Here is a 21,272-nt window from a genome sequence, read left to right on the forward strand (position 1 = left end):
GCGGGCGGGTGTCGTCGCCCTTGCTGTGAGGGCCGAGGCGGTGGGTGGCGAACTCGACGATCAGGGGCCGGGGGTCGGCGCGCAAGGAGCCGATCAGGGGCGCCAGGCCGTCCCGGATGCGGGGGATCTCGAACAGGTCCACGCGGTGGTGGCCGATGCCGAACGCCCCCGCCCGGCCCTCGATCGTCCCCGCCATCTGCAGAGCGGTGGGCGTGGACTGGGCGATGCCGTTGTGCTCGACCACGACCAGCAGCGGCAGGCGCCACAGTTGTGCCAGGTTCAGGGCCTCGTACACGGAGCCCTCGCCCCACGTGCCGTCACCGATGTACACGCAGGCCAGCGCGCCGGGCTCGTGCCGCTTCAGCCGCAGCGCCACCCCGGCGGCGACCGGCAGGCTCTGGCCCTGCACCCCGGTCGACAGGTAACGGTCCCGCCGCAGGTGCTGGCTGCCGCCGACGCCCTCGCAGACCGCGCCCTTCCTGCCCATGATCTCGGCGAGCAGCCCTTCGGGGTCGCCGAACCTGGCCAGGTAGTGCCCGTGCCCGCGGTGGTTGCTGAACACCCAGTCGGGTTCGCGCAGGAGCGGGCGCAGGGACACGGGGACGTACTCCTGCCCCAGGCAGGTATGGGTGGTGCCGTTGAGCTCGCCCCGCCCGAAGAGCTCGAGGAGCTTCAGCTCGAAGGATCGGATCAGGAGCAGCAGCGCCAGGTCGTCGTCAGAGAGTCTGTCCATAGGCTCCTCGAGCACCAGGAAAACCTCCTGAAAGGGTATACAACACCCGCACATCGCGTCCAGGACGGGACGGGGATGCCGCCGGGGCCGCGCCGCGCCTCGACGACGCGACCCGGCCCCGGCGTGGACACGCCTGGACAGGAGGGATCAGGCGGGGGTCAGGCGGCGGCCTTGGCGGTGGCCGCTACCGACGCCCGCTCGGTGACGCCGTTGACGGTCACGGCGACCGTCACCTTCCCCTCGCGCAGCGCCGTGAGCGTGCCCTTCGACGGGTCTAGCACGGCGACGTGCCAGGGTTTGGCGGTCCTGCCGCTGCCGACGTGCAGGTTGGGCGAGCCCGACCACGCCGCCGAGACGGGGTAGGCGGCGGGCACCGTCCTGTCGTCCTGCCTGACGGCGGCCGTCACCTCGGCGGGCGTGCCGACGGCGACGGTGGCCGGGGCGGTCAGCGTGAGCTCGTCCACGTGCGGGCGCACCTGGGTGCCGATCCAGTCGGGCGCGTCGGCGAACCAGTTCCGCTTGACGTGCTCGGCCTCGGCCGGCGTGACCGGGTCGACGCCCCACAGCGACCAGCCGGTGAACCCGCCGTCCTCGGGTGCGGTGGCGGGGTTCTTGCCGGAGTTGCCGTTGATGAAGTACGGCACCGCGTCCACGCGGGCGGCGTGGAACGTCCCCACGTGCGCCCCGATGTGAGCGGCGCCCTTGCCGGTGGTGCGCTGGAAGTCGGCCAGCCAGCCCTCCACGAGCGCCGCCTCCTTGCGGTCGCCGAGCTGGCTGCCCTTGCCCGGCGTGGGGTCGCGCGGCGGGACGTGGAACACGACGGTGACCGACCCGATCGAGGGCTCCTTCGCCGCCTTGTCCAGTTCGGACCTGAGCATGGCCACCTGCTCGAAGCCGCCGCCCCGCAGGTTCAGGCGGGAGGTGTCCAAGGTGATGAAGCGGGTGCCCTTGTGGTCGAAGGTCCGGTACGTGTCGCCGAAGGCGGCCTTGAAGTTGTCAATCGCGCCGCCCATCACCTCATGGTTACCGGGGATGTAGTGATATTTCAGCTTTCCGCCCAGTTCCTCGTCGAGGATCCGCCTGGCCAGCGCGAAATCCTCGGGCGACGCCTCGTCCACCAGGTCACCGTTGATGAGCAGGAAGTCGGGCTCGGCCGCCTTGATCTCGCGCAGCGTGCGGCGGGCGTTCTTGACGAGGTCGCTGTCCGGCTCCCTGGCCACGAACTGCGCGTCCGACATGACCGCGAACCGCCACGGCATCGTCGCCACCTCCTCCATGACCACCGGGTCGGCGACCTTCGGCGCGGGCGGCGCGTCGACCGGCGGCGGCACCTTGGCGACCAGGCCGTCGATCATGATCTCGTTGGTGTACTGCACGCCGGCCTTGGTCTCGGCCACGTAGAAGCGCCGCAGCCGCAGCGGATAATTGACGCCGGGCGGCACGGCGAACTCGACGTACTTCCAGCCGGTCCAGGTCATGTACGGCCCGCGCAGGATCTGCGACTGTCCGAGCGCGTCGTAGAACTCCAGGCTCGGCCACTCCCCCTTGCCGGTGGAGTGGATCCACAACCCGAACGCCTGCGGCTGCCCCTCCACCACGATCTCCCCCGGCGGGCTGGCGTACGCGGCCCGGGTGGCGGTCGAGGTGCTGAAGTCGTACGACAGCTTGAGGCCGCCGCCGTCGTGACCGGGCGCGGCCGACAGCGAGCCGGTCGCGCGGGCGGCGGCGAACTTCCACGCGGCCGCGTCCTCGAAGTCGGCGACCGGTTTCTCGTCGAACCCCACGGTGACGGGCACGGCGGTGGTGAGCTTGCCGACCTTGGCGGTGATCAGCCCCGCTCCCGAGGCCTGCTTGGCCTTGACGGTGAAGAAGCCGTGCTCGGCGGCGGTCACCTCGAAGAGGTTCTTGTCGTAGTCGAGCCTGAGGTCGGCGGGCTCGATGGGCGCGGAGTTGCCGTTGCGGTCGTAGCCGACCACGCCGAACGTGGCCACGCCGTCCGCGCCGGCGATGCCGAGCCGGTCGGCGGTGGCGCCGAGCCGCTCGAGCGGCTGCAGGACGGTCAGCTCGATGCTGCCCTTGGCACGGCCGCGGGAGGCGGTGACGGTGGTCTGGCCGGGCACCAGGGCGTGGAACCTGCCGTCGCGGACGACGCCGTGCACGGCGGGCTTCGCTCGCCAGGAGGGCGCGCCCTTGGCGGGGCCGTACGTCTCGTCGTACCCGGCGGCGGTCAGGCGCCTGGTGAGGCCGGGGAAGACCCGGTCGGGGCGGCCACCGGCGACGGGCGCGACGCCGGCCGCCTTGGAGGGGTCGCTCGCCGTCTCCAGCCAGAAGCCCTTCAGCTTGCCGCTGCCCTCGGGCGCGTAGAGCGCCAGGCCGTTGGGGACGTGCCGCTCGCCGCCGTCGGAGGGGCTGTTCTCCACCTGGACGTCGGCCGAGCCGGGCTCGCGGGCGAGCATGGTGGAGGAGCCGCCGCCGTCGAGGTTGAGCGCGTGGGCCGCGCCCAGCTCGACCATCATCGCCGCGAGCTCGTTGAGCGTGACGCCGCGGCTGTCGGCCTGGCGGCCGTCCACGGTCAGCAGGTACATCTTCCTGCCGTCGGCCGAGAACCCGACAGCGGTGCGCGGGTGGGCGCTGGTGTCGGTGGAGTTCTGTACGGCACCGTCCTTGACCAGCACCCAGTTGCCGCCGACGGCCGCCTTGACCGTGCTGCCGTCCGACGCCTTGGGCTGGTACTTCACGTCGATCCGGTCGCCCTGCTTCAGTGCGGACAGCGCCTCGGCGCCGGCGTCGCGGCCGAGCAGGATCGAGGTGCCCGCCGGGATCGGTCCGGTGCCCGCGGAGGTGCGCACCTCGGTCACCACGCCGTCTTCCAGGACGACCTCGGCGACGGTCGTGGCGCCCTCGACGGCGCGGGCCCGGTTGTAGGAGCCCCACAGCGGCGTGAAGAGCCCCACGCCGCCGTCCTGCACGATCTGGTTGAACTGGGTGAGCGTGATCGGCGAGCCGCCGTCGGGCGTGGCGGTGCCCTCGAAGTACATCTTGAGCACGCGCCCGACGCCGTCGCCGGTGATCGCGACCGCGTTCTCGTGCCCGGCGACGGGCGACTGGACGAGCGTGCCGTCCTGGACGCCGATGCCCTGGGCGGCGCCGGAGTTGTTGATGTCGAAGAAGTCGCCGTTGACGGCGGCGACGGCGTGGGAACGCTTGGCGGGCCCGGACAGCGGCTCGGTCTTGGACACCTCGCCGGAGAACACGTAGTCGGCCTTGGCTCCGTGCTCTCCGCCCAGGTCAGCGGTGATCGCGTCGGCGCGCAGCCAGCCGAGCGGGTCGTAGGTGTCGAACGAGGTCAGCGAGATCCCCGGCGCCACCGGCCGGGTCCTCTTGGCCGTCTCCAGCCGCTGCCGCCCTTCGGCGGCCTTGGTGATCAGCGTGGACGGCGGCGGGTAGGACGACGCTTTCTGGGCGTCCTCTACGGGGGGTGCGGGGTCGGCTTGCGCGGGCGCGCTCAGGGCCACGGGGGCTAACACGAGCGCGGCGGCGGCCAGCAATCTGAGGGTCTGCACGACCGAACTCAATCGCTCATGGATATAACTTTCAAGGCTTAAGCATGAACTAAAAGAAAATTTCAGATCTTGTACGCCTCGCGCGCGGCCCACCACGATGGAACGCGTGGATCGACAGGCCTTCTACCGCGACCCGTACCCCGTCTACGCCCGCGCCCGCGCCGCCCGGGGGCTGACCTTCGCCGGCGAGCTGGACGCCTGGCTCGTGGCCCGGCACGCGGACGTGCGCGAGGTGCTGAGCCGGCCGGCCGACTTCTCCTCCCAGGGCGCCTTCCGCGGCGACGTGACGCCGAGCCCGCGCGCCTTCGCCGAGCTGGCGGGCGCGCCCGGCAACGCCCCCGTGGTGCTCAGCTCGGACGGCGAGGCCCACCAGCGTTACCGCAGGCCGCTCACCCGCGGCCTGTCGGCCACCAGGGTGGCCGCCGCACGGCCGTTCATCCGGGCCGCGGCGGCCGGGCTGGTCGCGTCGTTCGCGGCGGAGGGCGGGGTGGAGTGGATGGGCGGATACGCCAGGCCGCTGCCCGCGACGGTCATCGGCCACCTGCTCGGCCTCGACCCGGCCGACGTGCCCGCCGCCATCCGGGCGGGCGACCGCGCCGAGGACCTGATCTTCACGCCCATGCCGGAGGACGAGCAGATCGCCGCCGCCCGCGAGGTGGCCGCGCTGCGGCACCGGCTGGTCGCGCACGCCGCCCGTTCGCGCGAGCAGGACAACCTGACGGGCGAGCTGGTCCGCGGCCTTGCCCCAGGCCCCGGCGAGCCGACCACCCGGCAGCGCGACGAGATCGTGTCCAACACCCAGAACCTCATGCTGGCCGGCCACCTCACCACCACCGCGCTGCTCGGCACCGCCGTGCACCGCCTGCTGCGGGACCGCCGCCAGTGGGAGCTGCTGTGCGAGCGGCCCGAGCTGATCCCGGCGGCGATCGAGGAGGCGGCCAGGTTCGAGGCGCCGGTGCAGGGATTCCGCCGCCGGGTCACCAGGCCGCTCACGCTGAGCGGCACGCGGCTGGACGAGGGCGACACGGTGTTCGTGTCGTTCGCCTCGGCGGGCCGGGACGAGGCCGTGTTCGCGGAGCAGGACGTGTTCGACATCGCGCGGGAACCGGCGCGTCACCTGTCGTTCGGGCACGGCGTGCACGGCTGCCCCGGCGCGCTCCTGGCCCGCGAGCAGGTGCGGATCACGCTGGAGCTGCTCGTACGCGAGCTGCCCGGGCTGCGCCTCGCCGAAGGCGAGGTCACCATGGCGGCCACCCCGATCCACCGCGCCCCGGAGAAGCTCGTCCTGGCCTGGTGATCCGGGCCCGCCCTGGCCTGGGGCGCTCGCGTCGCTACCGAGCCGTACGTTCGGGCGGCAGGCTCGGGCTGATCAGCCGGGCCAGCTCGTCGTGGTAGGGCGGGTCGAGCCAGTAACCCGAGTGCCAGCGCGCCTCGGGCAGCGGCTCGCCGGGCGCCGGCCGGAGCGGATCCCAGCAGAACCGGTCCACCGTGTTGCCGCGATCGGGTTCGGCGGCGAGGGGGTCGACGCGGCGGAACGCCGGGCCGCCGATGGGGTCGCTCAGCCGGTACAGGTTGCGCCAGGCGACCGCGTCGCGCAAGGCCGGCAGGCCATGGCCGGCGAAGTAGGCGGGGAAGAACGCGGCGTACAGGCGGCGCAGCGGCGACCCGTGGGTGAGCAGCCTGACCCGCCGGCGCGCGTCAGGGTCGAGCTGCAGCACCAGCGCGGCCGCGATGACGCTGCCCTGGCTGTGCCCGGACAGGACGACGGTGTCCCGGTCGGTCGCGGCCAGCCTGCCGACGCGGGCCACCAGCTCGGGGATGACGCGCTCGGTGTAGCAGGGCGGGGCCAGCGGGTGGATGGCCCTGGGCCAGAAGGTGGACACGTCCCAGACGATCCCGACGGTCCTGCGCAGCCGCGAGCTGCCGTACGTGCGGCGGCCGAGCAGCGCCAGGCCGACGACGGTGGCGGCCGTGGCCCAGCTCCCGATCGAGGCGAGCAGCCCTGCGAACCCCGCCTTCGGCGTGTACAGCTGCAGCTGGTAGATCACGGTCACCACGGCGAACCCGGCCACCCCGATGCCGGTGAGCACGCCCAGCACCAGCCCGGCCCGGTCGGTGAGCGCGGCCAGCGCCCACTTCCGGGCGACCGCGGCGCCGCCGCTCTCCCCGTAGTGGGCCTCCAGCTCGGGCACCAGCCTGCCCGCCTCGGCGCGGCGGATCAGCCAGAGGGCGATCGCCACCCCGGCGAACGCCGCCGCCAGCAGCGGCACCAGGGCGGCCGTCCACCAGACCGGGTCGTCGATGAAGAGCCTCCTGCCGGGCGGCCCCGGGTCGCCCAGGCTGCCGGGCACGCCGAAGAACGTGGCGGTCCAGAACAGCACGCCGAGCGCCAGCACGTTCGCGCAGCCTGCGGCCACCATCAGCATGAACCACGCGGCGAGCCCGCCCATCGCCGGCCGGTCCAGCGGGTCCCGGCCGGCGCCTGGCCGGTCCATGCGGGCCAGCACCCAGGTGGCGGCCAGGATGAACGCCCCGAGCCCCAGCATGAGCGCGAACTGGACGGGCCCCGCGCCCATGCCGGGCAGCACGAGCCCCTCCGCGCTCGGCGGCAGACCGGCCAGCGTCGCCCAGAACGTGGCCAGGAACACCAGCGGCGCGGCCACCCGCAACGCGTGGCACGCGACCTTGAGCCAGGTGGGCTCGCGCCCGCCGGAGTGCGGGTCCAGCCGCCGGCCGGTCCACGGCAGCACCACCAGCACGGCGGCGGCGAGTTCGACGCCCGCGTTCGCCGCCGTGAGCGCCAGCCCCAGCGGGGTGCCCGCGAAGGGCGCGGCGACGGCCAGCCCGATCGAGGCGATCGCGAAGGCGACGTGGACGATGCGCAGCCGCCACACCGGCGCGCCGCCGTGCCACAGCCGCGCCCGCGCCAGCAGCAGCCGCTCACGCGCAGGCCCGTCCACGGGCCCGGCCCCTGGCTCGCCACCGGACCCGCCACCGGACCCGGCCCCGGACTCACCCCCGAGATCGCCACCGGACCCGGCCCCGGACCCGGCCCCGGGATCGCCGTCGTGACCGCCGTCGTGACCGCCGTCGGGATTTCCGGCGTGACCGCCGTCGTGACCGCCGTCGGGATTTCCGGCGTGACCGCTGTCGGGATCGCCGTCGGGGACGACCTTGCGCTCGTCGCGGCGCCAGGTGCGGCGGGCGATCCACCACAGCAGGACGACCACCAGCAGCGGCGCCAGCGCGGTGACGGCCAGGCGCTTGGACGGCTCGTGCCCCCACATCGCGCCCATCCACCGCAGCCAGACGGGCGCGAGCTCATCGGTGCAGGCCCGCCCCGCGGCCGTGCACTGCCAGCCGACGAGGTCAACGCAGGCCCTGGTCACGGCGCCCACGAGGGTGCCGGTGAGCAGCAGGGCGAACAGCCGCTGCGCCGCCTCCGCCAGGTGCCGCAGCCGGTCGCCGCCCCGCGGTCTGGGCAGCATGAAGTAGGACAGGTTCGCCAGCGAGAACGGCAGCAGGAGCAGCCACAGCGCGATCGTCCGCCCGCCGGAGGTGAGGCCGCCCCACGCGTACGCCTCCCGCCGGCGGACGCCCGGCACGTCGGCCCGGTCGCCCACCGGCCGGCCCGCCGTCCACCAGCGCCGGTAGAACCCGGTGGTCCGGTCCCCGGCGACCAGCCGGGGATGGGGATGGTTGAGCATGCCCGCCGGCGGCGTGCCGGAGACACCGTGGACGCGCAGCTCCGTCACCCCGCCGCAGGTCTCGTCGAGGAATCCGTCCATGTGGACAAGGATCCTGCGGCGCACCCGTCACGTACAGTGATCGGTCGGATACTTTACGCTTTGGTCGCGCCGGCGGTGAGCCCGGTGATCAGGTGGCGCTGCACGAGGAGGAAGACCGCGCCCGCCGGGATGGCGATCAGCACGGCGGAGGCGGTCATCAGCCCCCAGTCCGACCAGTGCTGGCCGACGAACTGCTGCAGGCCCACCCCCAGCGTGCGTTTGTCCTCCTGCGACATGAACACCGTGGCGTAGCCGACCTCGCCCCAGGCGGTCATGAAGCAGTAGAAAGCGGTCACCGCGATGCCCGGACGGGCCAGCGGCAGCACGACCCGCCAGAACGTGCCGAACGGCGTCAGCCCGTCCACCATCGCGGCCTGGTCGATCTCCACCGGCACGGTGTCGAAGTAGCTCTTCATCATCCAGGCGCAGAACGGCACCGCGATCGTCATGTAGGCGATCACCAGGCCGGGGATCTGGTTGAGCAGGCCGAGCCCGGCCATCAGGTTGTACAGCGGGACGATGAGGATGGCCACCGGGAACATCTGGGTGATCAGCAGCAGCCACATGACCGAGCGGTGACCGGGGAAGCGGAAGCGGCTGACGGCGTAGCCGGTGGTCGCGGCGAGGAACACGCCGAGCACCATGGTCAGCCCCGCCGTCAGCACGCTGTTGAGCAGCCACCGCGGGAAGGCGGTGGCGGTCAGCACGCGGGCGTAGTTGTCCAGCGAGGAGTCGTCGAACAGCTGGAGCTCGGCCGACAGCCAGCTGTCGCGCGGCTTGAGCGAGGTGAGCACCAGCCACACCACCGGGAACAACGAGATCGCCACGGCGATGAGCAGGCCGGCGTGCAGGCCGACGGAGGCCAGCGGCCCCCGCTCGCCGCGGGGCCGGGTCGCGCGGGTCACCAGGGTCCTCCTTGACTGCGCAGGGTGCGGCGGTAGCCGATGGCCAGCACGACCAGCATGGCGAGGATGATCACGCCCCATGCGGCCGAGCCGGAGTAGTTGCGGATGCCGGTGAAGGCCTCGCGGAAGGCGTAGGTGACCAGGATCTCGGTCTCGCTGCCCGGCCCGCCCCGCGTGACCAGGAAGATGATCGGGAACATGTTGAACGTCCAGATCGTGCCGAGCAGGACCACGGTGGTGGAGACCTGCCGCAGCCCGGGCAGCGTGATCGCCTTGAAGCGCTGCCACGGGGAGGCGCCGTCGACCTCGGCCGCTTCGTACAGCTCGGCCGGGATCGACTGCAGGCCGCCGAGCATGGCGACCATCATGAACGGCACCCCGATCCACACGTTGACCGCGATCACCGCGATCTTGGCGGTGACCGGGTCGTCCAGCCATCCCACGCCGGACAGTCCGGCGATCTTGAGAAACCCGTTGATCACGCCGTAGTCGCTGTTGTAGAGGTAGCGCCAGATGAACGCGGCCACGAACGCCGGCACGGCCCACGGAAGGATCAGCAGCACCCGGTAGACCGACCGGAGGCGCAGCTTGCGGTTGAGCATCACGGCCAGGCCGAGCCCGATGCCGTAGTGGAGGCCGACGCACACCACCGTCCACGTCACGGTCCAGAGCACCTTGTCCCAGAACACGCTGCTGGTCAGGATCTGGAGGTAGTTGTCCAGGCCGACGAACTCGTACGTGGACGGGATCACGTTGACCCCGATGGTGCGGCCCATGTTGGCCTCGGTCGCGTCGGTCAGCGACAGGTAGACGCCCCTGGCCAGCGGCCAGCCGATCAGCACCAGCATCACGACCACCACCGGCGCGATCATCGCCCAGGCGTACCAGTGGGCCGACAGGGCGCGTCTCAGCCGTCCGGGGCTGTCATGGCGGCGGCTCCGGCCGCGGGCGGACTCGCCCGCGGCCGGAGCCCGTCCGGTCGAGACTGCCACCGGTCAGCTCCAGTCCTTCATGATGCCGTGGTACTGCTCGTCCACCTTCTTGAGCATGTCGGCGGGCGTGGTCTGGCCGCCGACGAGCGACTGGTAGCCCTCCAGCAGCGGCTGGAACAGCTGCCCGCCCTCGGGGATCCACGGGCGCGGCACGGCGGTGTCCATGATCGGCTTGAACACCGCGACGTCGGGGTTGCCCTGCACGTCGGGGTCGGCGTAGGCGGAGGTGCGGGTGGGCAGCAGGCTGATCTCCTTGGCGATCTTCGCCTGGGCCTTGGCGGTGGTCATGAACCGCACGAACTCGTACGCGGCCGGGATGTTCTTCGACCCGGCGTAGATCGCGAGGTTCCAGCCGCCCGTGGGGGCACCCGCCTTGACCGAGCCGGCCGGGACGGGGGCGATGCCGAGATTGGACTTGTCCTTGAACTCCTTGCCCTGGTAGATCTCCGACAGCGCCCACGGCCCGTTGTAGATCATGGCCGCCTTGCCCTCCTTGAGGGCCGTCATGGCGTTGGCGTAGCTGTCGGTCGTGGCCGGCTTGGGCGCGGCGCCGGAGTTGATCAGGTCGGCCACGGTCTCGATGGCCTTCACGTTGGCCGGCGAGTTGACCACGATCTTCTTGCTCTGCACGTCGAGCAGGTCGCCGCCCTCGCCGTACATGAACGGCAGCAGGAAGTAGGAGTCGACGTTGAGCGCCAGGCCGTCGGCGTCGGTCCTGTCCTTGACGTCGAGGGCGGCCTGCTTCAGCTCGGCGATCGTCTTGGGCGGCTCCTCGTGGCCGGCCTCCTTCAGCAGCCGCTTGTTGTAGATCAACGCCAGCGTGTCGGTGACCTGCGGCACCGCGTAGGTCTTGCCGTTGTACTTGGTGCTGCTCAACGGCCCGGGCAGGAAGTCGGGCTCGTCATCCACCGCCCGGGAGCCGTCAAGGGGCTGCAGGTAGCCCAGCGACGCGAACTGCGGTGTCCACGCCACCTCGGAGCGGATCACGTCGGGCGCCCCGGTGCCGGCCTGCGCCGCCGTCTGGAACTGGTTCTGGGCCTGGTCGGACGGCACGTTCACATATTTGACCTTGATGCCGGGGTATTGCGCCTCGAACTCCTTGATCAACGCCTGGAACGTCGGGCCCTCGCTGTCGGGCCTGGTCGTGTCCCACCACGTCAGCTCACCGGTGATCTTCGACGGGTCGGTGACGGAGGCGGTGGGAGCGGCGGCCTCACCACCCCCGCCGCCGCAGGCGGTGGCCGTCAGGGTGAGCGCCGCCACGGCCGAGGCCGCTAAGAGTCGTCGCATGTCCTTGTCCTCACAGCTGTCTGGATCAACGGTCGGGGTACGCCGGAGGTTACGCCGACGCGGCGTTCTCGGATAGATGGGGACGCAAGATTTCTGCAAGTTGTTACATTGATCCGCACGCGGAGCCTTCCGCCCGCCGTACGCCGCATCCCCGGGAGTTTCCGCAGGTGCAGGCAGAGCCGTTCCACATGGTGGACGGTCGGACGGCGGACGGCAGGCACCAGGCAAGCCGGGAATTGGATGGGAGGTTGCAGAAATTTCCAGAAATGCTTGCAAGCGATGGTGACCGCCGGGTCGCTCAGGCGTTCCGCCCGAGCCGGACATAGATGGTAATCTGACGATCACAGAGGGTGAACTGCGGGAGTGGCGATGCGGGGTTCCACGTGAGTCGCCGTCGGCCGGCTCACGCCGGCGCCGAAGGCGACCGGACACCGCGGCCACCGCGTGCGGACGTCGACCTGACCAGGGCGAGGGCCTGCTGGATCGACCGCGACACGGTGGCCTGGCGCGTCGAGCCGTCGCTGCGGCACGCGCTCGCCTTCAGCGCCGAGGGCGACATCGCCCTCGACGGAGGCGAGCTGACCGGCGACCCGCGGCACATCCGGCTCGCACCCGGCACGATGAGCGAGGAGCAGCGGCGGCGGTGGCCCCACCTGGCCTCCTTCGCCGCTCTCAAGGTGGACCCTCGCGACGCCGGCCTGGTGAAGGGTGCCCTGCGCGGCCAGATCGTGGCCGTGGAGCGAGACGCCGCGGGCGAGCTGCTGGCCGCGACCGGCGTGCAGCTGCCCGGCGTGCTCGACGACGTCTACGCCGAGGCCGCCACCGCCAGGCTGGGCCCGGCGGGGCGGGTGTTCCCGTCGTTGTCGTTGTGGGCGCCGACCGCGCGCACGGTCGAGCTGGCGCTCTACGCGCCCGGCACCGACCGGCGCCGCGTGCACCGGATGCGGCGCGACGACCGGACCGGCGTCTGGTCGGTGCGCGGGCTGCCGACGTGGCTGGGCCGCGAGTACACGTTCCTCGTCACGGTCTACTCCCCCAGGATGGGCGGGATCGTGACGAACGAGGTCACCGACCCGTACAGCCTGGCCGTCGCCCCCGACGGCGCGCGCAGCAGGCTCGTCAGCCTGGACGGCGCCGCGCACAAGCCGCGCGGCTGGGACCGGCTGGTCAAGCCCGCGGCCGTGCCGCAGCACCGGGCGTCGATCTACGAGCTGCACGTACGCGACTTCTCCGCCTCCGACGCCACCGTCCCGGCCGCGCTGCGCGGCACGTACGCGGCCTTCGGCGGCGACGGCGCCGGGATGCGGGAGTTGCGGGCGCTGGCCGGCGACGGGCTGACACACGTGCACCTGCTGCCGGTCTTCGACTTCGCCACCGTGCCCGAGCGGGCGGCCGACCGCACCGAGCCCGGCTGCGACCTGGCCGCGTTCCCGCCCGGCTCCGAGCGGCAGCAGGAGTGCGTGGCGAGGACCGCGGCGAAGGACTCCTTCAACTGGGGGTACGACCCGCTGCACTACACGGTGCCCGAGGGATCGTACGCGACGGACCCCGACGATCGCGCGAAAGAGTTCCGCGGCATGGTCGCCGGGCTCAACCGGGCCGGGCTGCGCGTGGTGATGGACGTCGTCTACAACCACACCCACTCCACCGAGGTGCTCGACCCGATCGTGCCCGGCTACTACCACCGGCTGCTCGACGACGGCACGGTGGCCACCTCCACGTGCTGCGCCAACACCGCGCCCGAGCACACCATGATGGGCAGGCTGGTCGTCGACTCGGTCGTCACGTGGGCCACCCGGTACAAGATCGACGGTTTCCGCTTCGACCTGATGGGCCACCACCCGAAGGCCGGCATGCTCGCCGTCCGCGCGGCCCTCGACCGGCTGACCCCGAAGAAGGACGGCGTCGACGGACAATCGATCATCCTCTACGGCGAGGGCTGGAACTTCGGCGAGGTGGCCTACGACGCCAGGTTCGAGCAGGCCACGCAGGCGAATCTGGCCGGCACCGGCATCGGCACGTTCACCGACCGGCTGCGCGACGCGGTGCGCGGCGGCGGCCCGTTCGACGCCGACCCGCGCGTGCAGGGGTTCGGCTCCGGCCTGGCGGGCGCGCCCAACGGCGCACCGGCCAACGGCACCGAGGAGGAGCGGCGGGCCAGGCTGGCCGCCTGCACCGAGCTGATCAAGGTGGGGCTGACCGGCAGCCTGCGCGACTACGTCCTGCCCTCGGGCAGGAAGAGCTCCGAGGTCGACTACAACGGCTCACCCGCCGGCTACACCGCCGCGCCGGGCGAGGCGGTGGCGTACGTCGATGCGCACGACAACGAGACGTTGTTCGACGCGCTGGCGTACAAGCTGCCGCAACGGACGCCGATGGCCGACCGGGTGCGCATGCAGGTGCTCTCGCTGGCCACGGCGGTGCTGGCGCAGGGGACGGCGTTCGTGCACGCGGGCAGCGAGCGGCTGCGGTCGAAGTCGCTGGACCGCAACTCCTACGACTCGGGCGACTGGTTCAACCGGCTGTTGTGGGACTGCTCGGCGGGCAACGGCTTCGGCGCCGGCCTGCCACCCAGGGCCGCCAACGAGGCCGCGTGGCCGTACGCGAGACCCCTGCTCGACGACCCGGCCCTGCGGCCGGACTGCGCGGCCATCAACGCCTGCCGGGCGAGGTTCGGCGAGCTGCTGCGGATCAGGGCGTCGTCACCGGCGTTCGCCCTGGGCTCGGCGGCCGAGGTGCGGCGGCGGTTGTCGTTCCCCGCCTCGGCGGAGGGCGTGATCGCCATGCACATCGACACGACGGGACTCGACCCGCGCCGGACGTCCGTCACCGTCGTGTTCAACGCGACTCCGTACGCGCAGGCGCAGGCGATGCCCGGCCTGGCGGGTCAGGACGTGTCGCTCCATCCCGTGCAGGAGCGCTCCGGCGACGCGGTGGTGCGGGGCTCGGCGTTCGACCCGGCCACCGGCACCCTGTCGGTCCCGGCCCGCACGGTCGCGGTCTTCGTCGCGGCCCGGTGAACGAAGCCGGTAGACGACGGGTGTGCTGGGTAGGGGGAACCCACAGGTCAAAAACCCATGGCTTTCAGCCGCATGACGACGCAGACTGGATAGACGGCGATCGCGTGGAGCAGTGGAGCACCCGTGGACTATCACCTTGATCACATGCCGGTTCTGTCCCGAGGCAGACATCGCAACCCGAAACGCGGTGCCTGTTTCATGGAGCTGGCCTCCTATCTGGCCGGAGAGCGCTGGAGCGACCATCCGGCCTGCACACATCCGTTGCTGGCCGCGCTCGCCCGCCTGGTCAACGACAACACCAGCGACGAGAGCCGGGCCGGGCTCGTCCACCTGGTGCCGTCCATCATCGGCCTGGCCAGCGACGACCTGCGCGTGGACGCGCGGATCGCGCTGCGCTGCGCCACCACGGCGCTGCCCGTGGCGGCGGCCGAGCGCCAGCTCGCGCTGGCGGTGTCGGTGCTGGCTGCCGAGGAGATGCTGGCCAGGCTCGACGGTGCTCCGCCGGGGCGGCTGAGCGAGCCGAGCGTGCGGGTGATGGAGGACGTCCCCCACGCGGCCGAGCAGGCGCGCCGCTTCAGCCGCGCGGCCAGGATCACCCAGAAGGGCTTCCGCCGGTACGCCGCCCCCAACGCGGTGCAACTGTCGGTGGTCGGCATCGTCCAGGCCTGCATCCCCGACCCGGACTCGCTGCTGCGCCGGCTCCTGGAGGAGACCATCGCCGACTGCGACGCCATGATCCGCGGCCGGCAAGCCGACACCTCCGGCACCATCACCGCCCCGGCCCACGCCTGAAACGGCGCGGCGTCCCCGGCGCCCGCCGGGGACGCCCTCCTGTGATCGGCGCGTGTCCTCAGCACGGCGACGGCCGCCTCTGACCGCGCGCTGCTCGGCGGCCGCCGGGATCCGCGCCGCCCGACGATCCCGGCCTGCTCGACCTCATCGCCCCGGCAACGCCCACGAGCACCGGGGACTACGGCTCGAGCGGGCGCACGCGTTCGCGATAGCGCTCGTACAGCGCGGCGTTGTGGTCGTCGCCGCTCGCCAGGTTCGCCGAGACGAACACCGGGATGTCGACTCGCCGTTCGAGCAGCCTCCGGCAGACGAGCTCGGCGAGCACCTGCGCTATGAGCACCCCCGTGAAGGAGGAGACCGCGCCGATACGTGTCCCGGGGCTGAGCTCGACCGCGGCGTCGCCGGCCGGAGCACAGTTGTCGATCACGACGTCCGCGAGATCGGCCAGGCGGGGTCCCCCCGCCTTTCGCGCGAACGACGAGCGGGTGTGTTCGAGGGACGTGAGCGCGATCACCCGATGGCCGTTGCCGCGCGCGAGTTTCGCCATCTCGACGACCGCCGCGTTGATGCCGGAGTTCGACACGATCAGGAACACGTCGGCCGGTTCAGGCCGCGCCAGCGTGTAGATCCGCTCGGCGAGGCCGGGCGTCCGCTCGTACGTCGGATCCAGGATGAGCGCCGGGTCCACGCCCCCGAACATCACCAGGTCCTTGACCGCGAGCATGCTCACGGCCGCCAGCCCGCCGGCGCGACCGGTGAGCTCCAGCGCGACCGCCCGCGAGTGCCCGGTGGCGAACGCCTGGAGCACCCCGCCGGCGGCTATCGAGTCGGCGACGAGCTCGGCCGCCTGGTGAATGGCGGTCATCTGCGTCGTCAGCACCTGGTCCACGAGTGACCCGGCGCGGGCTGCGAACTGTGATTCGCCCATGGGGTGTCCGTTCCTTCCTGATGTCTCGACGGCATGGACCGCGGCCGCCACGACGCGCTCGCCGCTGCCCTCCGCGACCGGGCTGACAAGGGTCTCGTACGTGGCCGGAGTGCCACGGCTGGGCAGGTACCCCAGGTAGCCGTTGGTGTAGCCGAGGACGACGACGGGTGAACCGTGCGCCGGGGACGCCGCGCGGACGGCCTCGCCCAGGTCGAGGAAGAGCTCGCCCGGCACGGCCACGAGGGTGACGTCGCCGAGCCGGATCGCCTGGACCTCGATCTCGTAGGGTCGTGTGCGCCCCTGGGCCTGGAGATCACGCGCGATTCGCCGGCCCTGGTGGACCACGCTCCGGTGGCGTTCGCCGGCGCCCTGCGCGTCGGCCGCCGCGGCGCTGGCGGCGGCGAACTCCTCGGGCCGCTTGGGCGCGAGCTCGACGCGGACGGAAGCCGGTGCGAGGACGGACGCCTCCCCCGGCTCGCCCGGGGGAGGCGCCGCAATGGGGAGCCGCTCGGCCACCAGCATGCCGAGCCGATCGATCTCCGCCCGGTCCCGCGCCCGCCGCGTGTTCCGCGTGCTGATGTCGCCCGCGGCGCCGGTCGCCGCCACGATCCACCGGTCACCGGCCTGGAGGGCACGCCGGATGCCGCCGGTGAGGTCCGCGCCGGCACCGCTGTTGCCCGCCGGGAGCACCGTGGGATGCACGGGCGAGACCACGATGACGCCGACGGTCTCTCCCGCGGGGGACGAGACGACGAGCGCGTCGACCGGCAGGTCGGCGGCGTGGCGGTCCGGGAGCACGCGCCGGCCGCCCAGATTCGGGACATTCGCCCGTATCGTGTGGAGCCGCGCGTCCCGCTCGTCCGCGAGCGCGGCCCTGACGGCCTGGAGCGACGCTCCGACCAGGCGTTCGGCCAGCGAGGCAGGGGTGGGTGCGCCCCCGGGGACGCACCCGGCCTCCGGGCTCGCGTGGGTGTGCGTCGCCGCCACCCAGCAGGAGTCGACGCCCAGGTCGCGGACGGCGACCCGGATCCGCTCCACCACATCGGTGTTCACACACACGAGGTCGGCGACGATCAACACGAATCGGTGCCCGCCGTCGGTGAAGGTGACGGCGTGGACCTCCAGCGGGTCGAGGGTGCCGGTGATGCCCTCCGTCCGGTCGGCGTACCCGCCCATGGCCTCGCCCACGACGACGTCGAGTCGCTCGACGCCATGCCCGGCTCTCACGCCTGGCCTCCCGGCTGGGTGGTGAGCCGCCGCAGCAGGCCTCGATACGGTTCTTGCGAGCGGAGCAAGGTCAATCCACCTTCCAGAGATGTGGCGAGCGGCGCGGCCAGGTCCAACCCGCGGCCGGACAGGCTCGCGACCAGAGAAGTGTGCAGGAGGTTGCCGGGAACCAGGAGGCGCCCGCTGTAGGAGACCCGCCGGCCGGCGTCCGGCAGGCGCGACACCGCCACCGAGGCGGCCGCGGCGAGAGCCTCGGCCGCCTCGACGCAGATGCCGCGGGCCACCGCGTCGTGTTCCGCGGCCTCCAGGACGGCACGCGCGAAGGCGGCGGTCCGCGCGACCAGCGCGGCGTCCCGGTAGAAGCGCTGCAGGCCGGCCAGATCCGTGCCGCCCAGTTCCTCCACGAGCCGGTCGGCCAGCTCGGTCGCCGGCCCCACGCCGTCGTACGCCGCCGTGGCGGCGCGCAGCCCGGCCAGGCCGATGGCGTGGGCGCTGCCGCGGTCTCCCAGCAGCGGCCCCCAGCCGTCGATCCTGACGCTGTGCCCGGAGTCGCCGATCGCGAGAACGGTGGTCCCGGTGCCCACGCACAACACCGTGCCCGCGCCCTCCAGGGCCCCGGCGTGGGCGAGCAGGCTGTCCTCCACGACGAGAGCCGGGCATGCGAAGAACTCCTCGAGGAGGTAGACCAGCCGGCGCCTCGCCGCCGGGTCGCCGGGGACGCCGGTGAGGCCGGCGGCCACACCGGCCGGGTCCGCCGGCAGACGGACCGCCTCGGCGGCGGCCCGGACGCTGCCGAGGATCCGGGCGACGCCATCCTCGCCCGGCTCGTACGACATGCCAGGCCCGACGCCGTACTGCCGGTTCCGGCCGGTGCTCACGAGCAGGCGAAGCTCGGACTTGCCGCCGTCGATGCTGATGTGTGACCTGTGATCCGCCGTCAACGGGACATACCTGCCGTCAGCCCGGCGATGATCTGCTTGGTCGCGAGCGCGAACACCAGCGCCAGCGGCACGAGGGCGATCACCAGCCCGGCGAAGAGCGTCGCCCGGTCGGTGGCGAACTCGCCGAAGAAGCGGGTCAGGCCGACGGGAACGGTGTACTTCGCGTCGCTGCGCAGCAGGACGAGCGGGTAGAAGAAGTCGTTCCACGTGGGCGCGAACTGGAAGACGGTGACCACGGCCAGGGCCGGTCGCATGAGCGGCAGGGCGATCGACACGAAGAGCCGTCCCTCGTTCGCGCCGTCCAGGCGGGCGGCTTCTTCGAGTCCGGTGGGCAGCCCTCGCATGAAACCCATGATCACGAAGATCGAGAAGGGCACGCCGCTCGCCGCGTACAGCAGCATCAAGCCGGGCCGTGTGTCGATCAACCCCATGGACAGGTACATGTAGAAGACCGGGAGCAGCCCGAGCTTGGCCGGGATCATCAGCCCTGACAGGAAGAAGGCGGCCAGGAGCGCACGCCCGCGAAACCGCCAGCGCGACAGCGCGTAGGCGGCCGTGGCCGACACCGCCACGCACAGCGCGACGGCCCCGACGGTGACCAGGAGCGAGTTGGCGAAGTACGTGGAGATCGACGCGGTCTCCCAGGCTCGCAGGTAGTTGTCGAGGGTGAGCGACTCCGGCAGCCCGACCGGCTGCCGCAGGATGTCGGCGTTGGTGCGGAACGAGCCGATCGCCACCAGGAGGAGCGGGCCGAACGCGACCGCGGCGTAGGACCACAACAGGGCGTGGACGACCAGGACCCGTACGCCTCGGCGTCTCGTGGTCACGAGGTCACCTCCCGGCGCCGCAGGAAGCGCTCCAGGACCGCGGAGGCGCCGAAGACGAGGATGAAAATCATGATGGCGAGCGCGGAGGACTCCCCGATCGCGTTCGTGCCGCCCTCGAAGGCCGTGCGGTAGTAGAGCAGGCCCAGCACGTCCATCGCGCCGCCCGGGCCGCCGTCCGATCCGCCGAGCGCGTAGACCAGGTCGAAGAGGTTGAAGCAGCCGATGAAGGTCAGCACGGTGATGACCCCGACTGCGGGCATGAGGAGCGGGAACCGAACGCTCCAGAAGGCCCGGAACGGGGAGGCGCCGTCCATCGCGGCGGCCTCCTCCAGCTCCCGGGGGATGCCGCCCAGCGCGGCGAGAAAGATCAGCATCGGGCCCCCGATCCACTGCCAGGCGTTCACCAGAACCAGGACGGGAAGCGCCGTGTCGGGAGCGCCCAGCCATGGCCGGGCCCACGATTCCAGGCCGGCCGCCCGCAGCAGGAAGTTGATCGGCCCGAACGTGGGGCTCAGCAGCAGTGACCAGACGTATCCGACGATCAGCGGGCTGATGAGGTACGGCAGGGAGAAGATCGTCTGGAGGAAGCGCTTGCCGCGGGGGTTGCGATACAGCAGCACCGCGAGCCCGAGGCCGACGGTGTTCTGGATGGCCATCGTGCCGGCGAAGAACAGCACGTTGTGCCAGAGCGCGGCGGGAATCTCCTGGTTGAGCGGATACCTGGTCAGCACCTCGAGATAGTTGCCGAGCCCGGCGAACTCCCCCCGGCGGATGCCCTCCCACCGGAACAGGCCGTAGTACAAGGCCGTGACCAGCGGGACGACGACGAACACGCCGTAGAGCACGAGGGCCGGCAGGCAGAACGCCGCGATCCAGGCCGGGGAGGTGCGGCCGGCCCGGTAGCCGGCCCGGTAGCCGGCCCGGTAGCCGGCACGGTAGCGCGCCGGCCCGAGGCGCCCGGCGGTCACTGGGTCGGCCTGAACCACTGATCCACACCTTGCTGAATGTGTTCGGCGGCGTCCTCGGCGCCGGAGCGCCCGGCGACGAACGTCGAGAACGCCTCCGAGGCCAGGTCCCAGGCGGTCGGCGAGCCGCCGGAGAAGTACGCGTAGGTGACGTACGGGCTGGGATCGGCCTGGTAGGCGGCCAGCGCCTGCGCGAGCAGCGGGTCCTGGGGCCGCACGCCAGGCACCGCCGAGATCTGCCGGAGCTCGGTGGAGAACGCCTGGCCGAACTCGGGGGAGGCCATCCAGCGCACCAGGTCCATGGCTGCCTTCTGGTCGGGCGACTTGGCCGAGACACCGAACGAGCCGTCGACGTAGCCGGGGACGAGCGTCTGGGTGGCCGCCGCGCCCGGCGGTGGCGGGACGTTGAAGATGCCGAGCTCGAGTTCCGGGTTGGATTTCCCGAAGACCGCCAGCTCCCAGACCCCGCCGGGGAACATCGCCGCCCGCCCGGAGGTGAACAGCGCCTGGGCGTCAACGTAGCTCACGCCCTCGTACTGCTCGGGCCAGTACTTGCTCGTGCTCTTCCACCTCGTCAGCGAGTCGACCCAGGGCCGGTCGGTGAACTTGGCCTGGCCGGCCAGCATCCTGCCGAGGTAGTCGTGGCCGCCGTAGGTCGTCGCGCCGAAGATCTCCTGCTGGATGGGGAGCATCCACGTGTCGGTCACCGTCGTCGCGAGGGGGACGAGGTCGGCCGCCGCCAGCTTGTCGAAGGCCGCGATCATCTCGTCCCAGGTCTTCGGCGGGGTCAGCCCGTGCTTGCCGAAGAGGGCCTTGTCGTAGATGACGTGCAGGGTCTGGATGGCGAACGGCACGCCGTACACCCGCTTGTCGCGCTCGCCGCGGGCGCCGTCCAGGACCGGCTCGGGGAAGCCGGCCAGCTCCTGGACCTGGCCGTCCAGGGGGACCAGACTCTTGGCGGCGACGAGCGGCTGGAGCAACCCGTACGAGCGCAGCTGGGCGACGTCGGGGCCGTTGGCGTCGCTGAGCCCCGTCCGCAGGATCGTGTCGTACTCGTCGGCCTTGTAGGGCACGTACTTCACCTTCACGCCCGGATGGGCGTCTTCGTAGATCTTGAAGATCTTCTCGTAGGCGGCGACGTCCTCCTGCCGCCATCCCCAGACGTCGAGAGTGACCTGTTCGGAGGTGGTGCCGGAGCTCGTCTGCCCCTCGGGGGCGCTCGGGGCGCAGGCCGACAGAGCCATGGCCAGCACCCCGGCCGCCGCGAGCAAGCCGCGCCGTGTACGAAACATACGCATTTC

At 72.0% G+C, this 21,272-nt stretch carries 14 protein-coding genes; 3 read left to right on the top strand and 11 right to left on the bottom strand.

Annotated elements, in window-relative coordinates; genetic code table 11:
* Together E1292_RS21610 and E1292_RS21615 are read right to left on the bottom strand one after the other, a co-directional pair.
* On the bottom strand, positions 1-733 hold a 733-nt coding region (locus E1292_RS21610), incomplete at its 3' end, for a thiamine pyrophosphate-dependent dehydrogenase E1 component subunit alpha (protein ID WP_220446985.1).
* Between the two features lie 158 nt (positions 734-891).
* Positions 892-4,296, bottom strand: coding sequence for a phosphodiester glycosidase family protein (locus E1292_RS21615; RefSeq protein ID WP_281284050.1), 3,405 nt, complete (start codon positions 4,294-4,296; stop codon positions 892-894).
* A 106-nt stretch (positions 4,297-4,402) separates the two neighbouring features.
* Here E1292_RS21615 and E1292_RS21620 point away from each other — a divergent pair, with 106 nt between their 5' ends.
* Positions 4,403-5,593 (top strand): cytochrome P450, encoded by a 1,191-nt coding sequence (locus tag E1292_RS21620; RefSeq protein WP_246090250.1) that lies wholly within the window; start codon positions 4,403-4,405, stop codon positions 5,591-5,593.
* A gap of 34 nt (positions 5,594-5,627) precedes the next feature.
* Here the strand turns inward: E1292_RS21620 and E1292_RS21625 are convergent, their stop codons facing one another.
* From E1292_RS21625 to E1292_RS21640, 4 genes are read right to left on the bottom strand one after another with little or no spacing between them, the layout of a single operon-like run.
* On the bottom strand, positions 5,628-8,084 hold the full coding sequence (locus E1292_RS21625; RefSeq protein WP_132597041.1) for a hypothetical protein: 2,457 nt from the start codon (positions 8,082-8,084) through the stop codon (positions 5,628-5,630).
* A 53-nt stretch (positions 8,085-8,137) separates the two neighbouring features.
* A complete protein-coding gene (locus tag E1292_RS21630; RefSeq protein WP_246090251.1) occupies positions 8,138-8,989 on the bottom strand; it encodes a sugar ABC transporter permease in 852 nt (283 codons plus the stop codon).
* A complete protein-coding gene (locus E1292_RS21635) occupies positions 8,986-9,981 on the bottom strand; it encodes a carbohydrate ABC transporter permease (RefSeq protein WP_132597042.1) in 996 nt (331 codons plus the stop codon). Before E1292_RS21635 ends, E1292_RS21630 begins: the two co-directional genes overlap by 4 nt.
* Positions 9,982-9,984: 3 nt before the next feature.
* Complete coding sequence (locus E1292_RS21640; RefSeq protein ID WP_132597043.1) at positions 9,985-11,271, bottom strand: extracellular solute-binding protein; 1,287 nt, start codon at positions 11,269-11,271, stop codon at positions 9,985-9,987.
* A gap of 383 nt (positions 11,272-11,654) precedes the next feature.
* Between E1292_RS21640 and pulA the strand changes: the two genes are divergently transcribed.
* Both pulA and E1292_RS21650 read left to right on the top strand, forming a co-directional pair.
* A complete protein-coding gene (gene pulA, locus E1292_RS21645) occupies positions 11,655-14,291 on the top strand; it encodes a pullulanase-type alpha-1,6-glucosidase (RefSeq protein WP_246090252.1) in 2,637 nt (878 codons plus the stop codon).
* A gap of 198 nt (positions 14,292-14,489) precedes the next feature.
* The gene (locus E1292_RS21650) at positions 14,490-15,083 is read left to right on the top strand and encodes a hypothetical protein (RefSeq protein ID WP_132597045.1); all 594 of its coding nucleotides are present in this window, start codon (positions 14,490-14,492) and stop codon (positions 15,081-15,083) included.
* A gap of 178 nt (positions 15,084-15,261) precedes the next feature.
* Here the strand turns inward: E1292_RS21650 and E1292_RS53925 are convergent, their stop codons facing one another.
* The 5 genes from E1292_RS53925 to E1292_RS21675 are packed head-to-tail and all read right to left on the bottom strand — an operon-like array spanning position 15,262 to position 21,263.
* Positions 15,262-17,238 (bottom strand): SIS domain-containing protein, encoded by a 1,977-nt coding sequence (locus E1292_RS53925; protein ID WP_246090253.1) that lies wholly within the window; start codon positions 17,236-17,238, stop codon positions 15,262-15,264.
* Positions 17,235-18,179, bottom strand: coding sequence for an N-acetylglucosamine kinase (locus tag E1292_RS21660; RefSeq protein ID WP_132597046.1), 945 nt, complete (start codon positions 18,177-18,179; stop codon positions 17,235-17,237). The genes E1292_RS53925 and E1292_RS21660 overlap by 4 nt, the downstream gene beginning before the upstream one ends.
* Positions 18,176-19,006 (bottom strand): carbohydrate ABC transporter permease, encoded by an 831-nt coding sequence (locus E1292_RS21665; RefSeq protein WP_132597047.1) that lies wholly within the window; start codon positions 19,004-19,006, stop codon positions 18,176-18,178. The genes E1292_RS21660 and E1292_RS21665 overlap by 4 nt, the downstream gene beginning before the upstream one ends.
* Complete coding sequence (locus tag E1292_RS21670; protein ID WP_246090254.1) at positions 19,003-19,992, bottom strand: carbohydrate ABC transporter permease; 990 nt, start codon at positions 19,990-19,992, stop codon at positions 19,003-19,005. Before E1292_RS21670 ends, E1292_RS21665 begins: the two co-directional genes overlap by 4 nt.
* A complete protein-coding gene (locus E1292_RS21675; RefSeq protein ID WP_165974663.1) occupies positions 19,971-21,263 on the bottom strand; it encodes an ABC transporter substrate-binding protein in 1,293 nt (430 codons plus the stop codon). Before E1292_RS21675 ends, E1292_RS21670 begins: the two co-directional genes overlap by 22 nt.
* Positions 21,264-21,272 lie beyond the last annotated feature (9 nt).

It is taken from the genome of Nonomuraea deserti (assembly GCF_004348685.1).
Taxonomy (GTDB): domain Bacteria; phylum Actinomycetota; class Actinomycetes; order Streptosporangiales; family Streptosporangiaceae; genus Nonomuraea; species Nonomuraea deserti.

Excerpts from the sequence above, each read along its gene's own strand:
- E1292_RS21625 (WP_132597041.1), bottom strand. The coding sequence starts at position 8,084 with ATGGACGGATTCCTCGACGAGACCTGCGGCGGGGTGACGGAGCTGCGC.
- E1292_RS21640 (WP_132597043.1), bottom strand. The coding sequence starts at position 11,271 with ATGCGACGACTCTTAGCGGCCTCGGCCGTGGCGGCGCTCACCCTGACG.
- E1292_RS21650 (WP_132597045.1), top strand. The coding sequence starts at position 14,490 with ATGGAGCTGGCCTCCTATCTGGCCGGAGAGCGCTGGAGCGACCATCCG.
- E1292_RS21675 (WP_165974663.1), bottom strand. The coding sequence starts at position 21,263 with ATGTTTCGTACACGGCGCGGCTTGCTCGCGGCGGCCGGGGTGCTGGCC.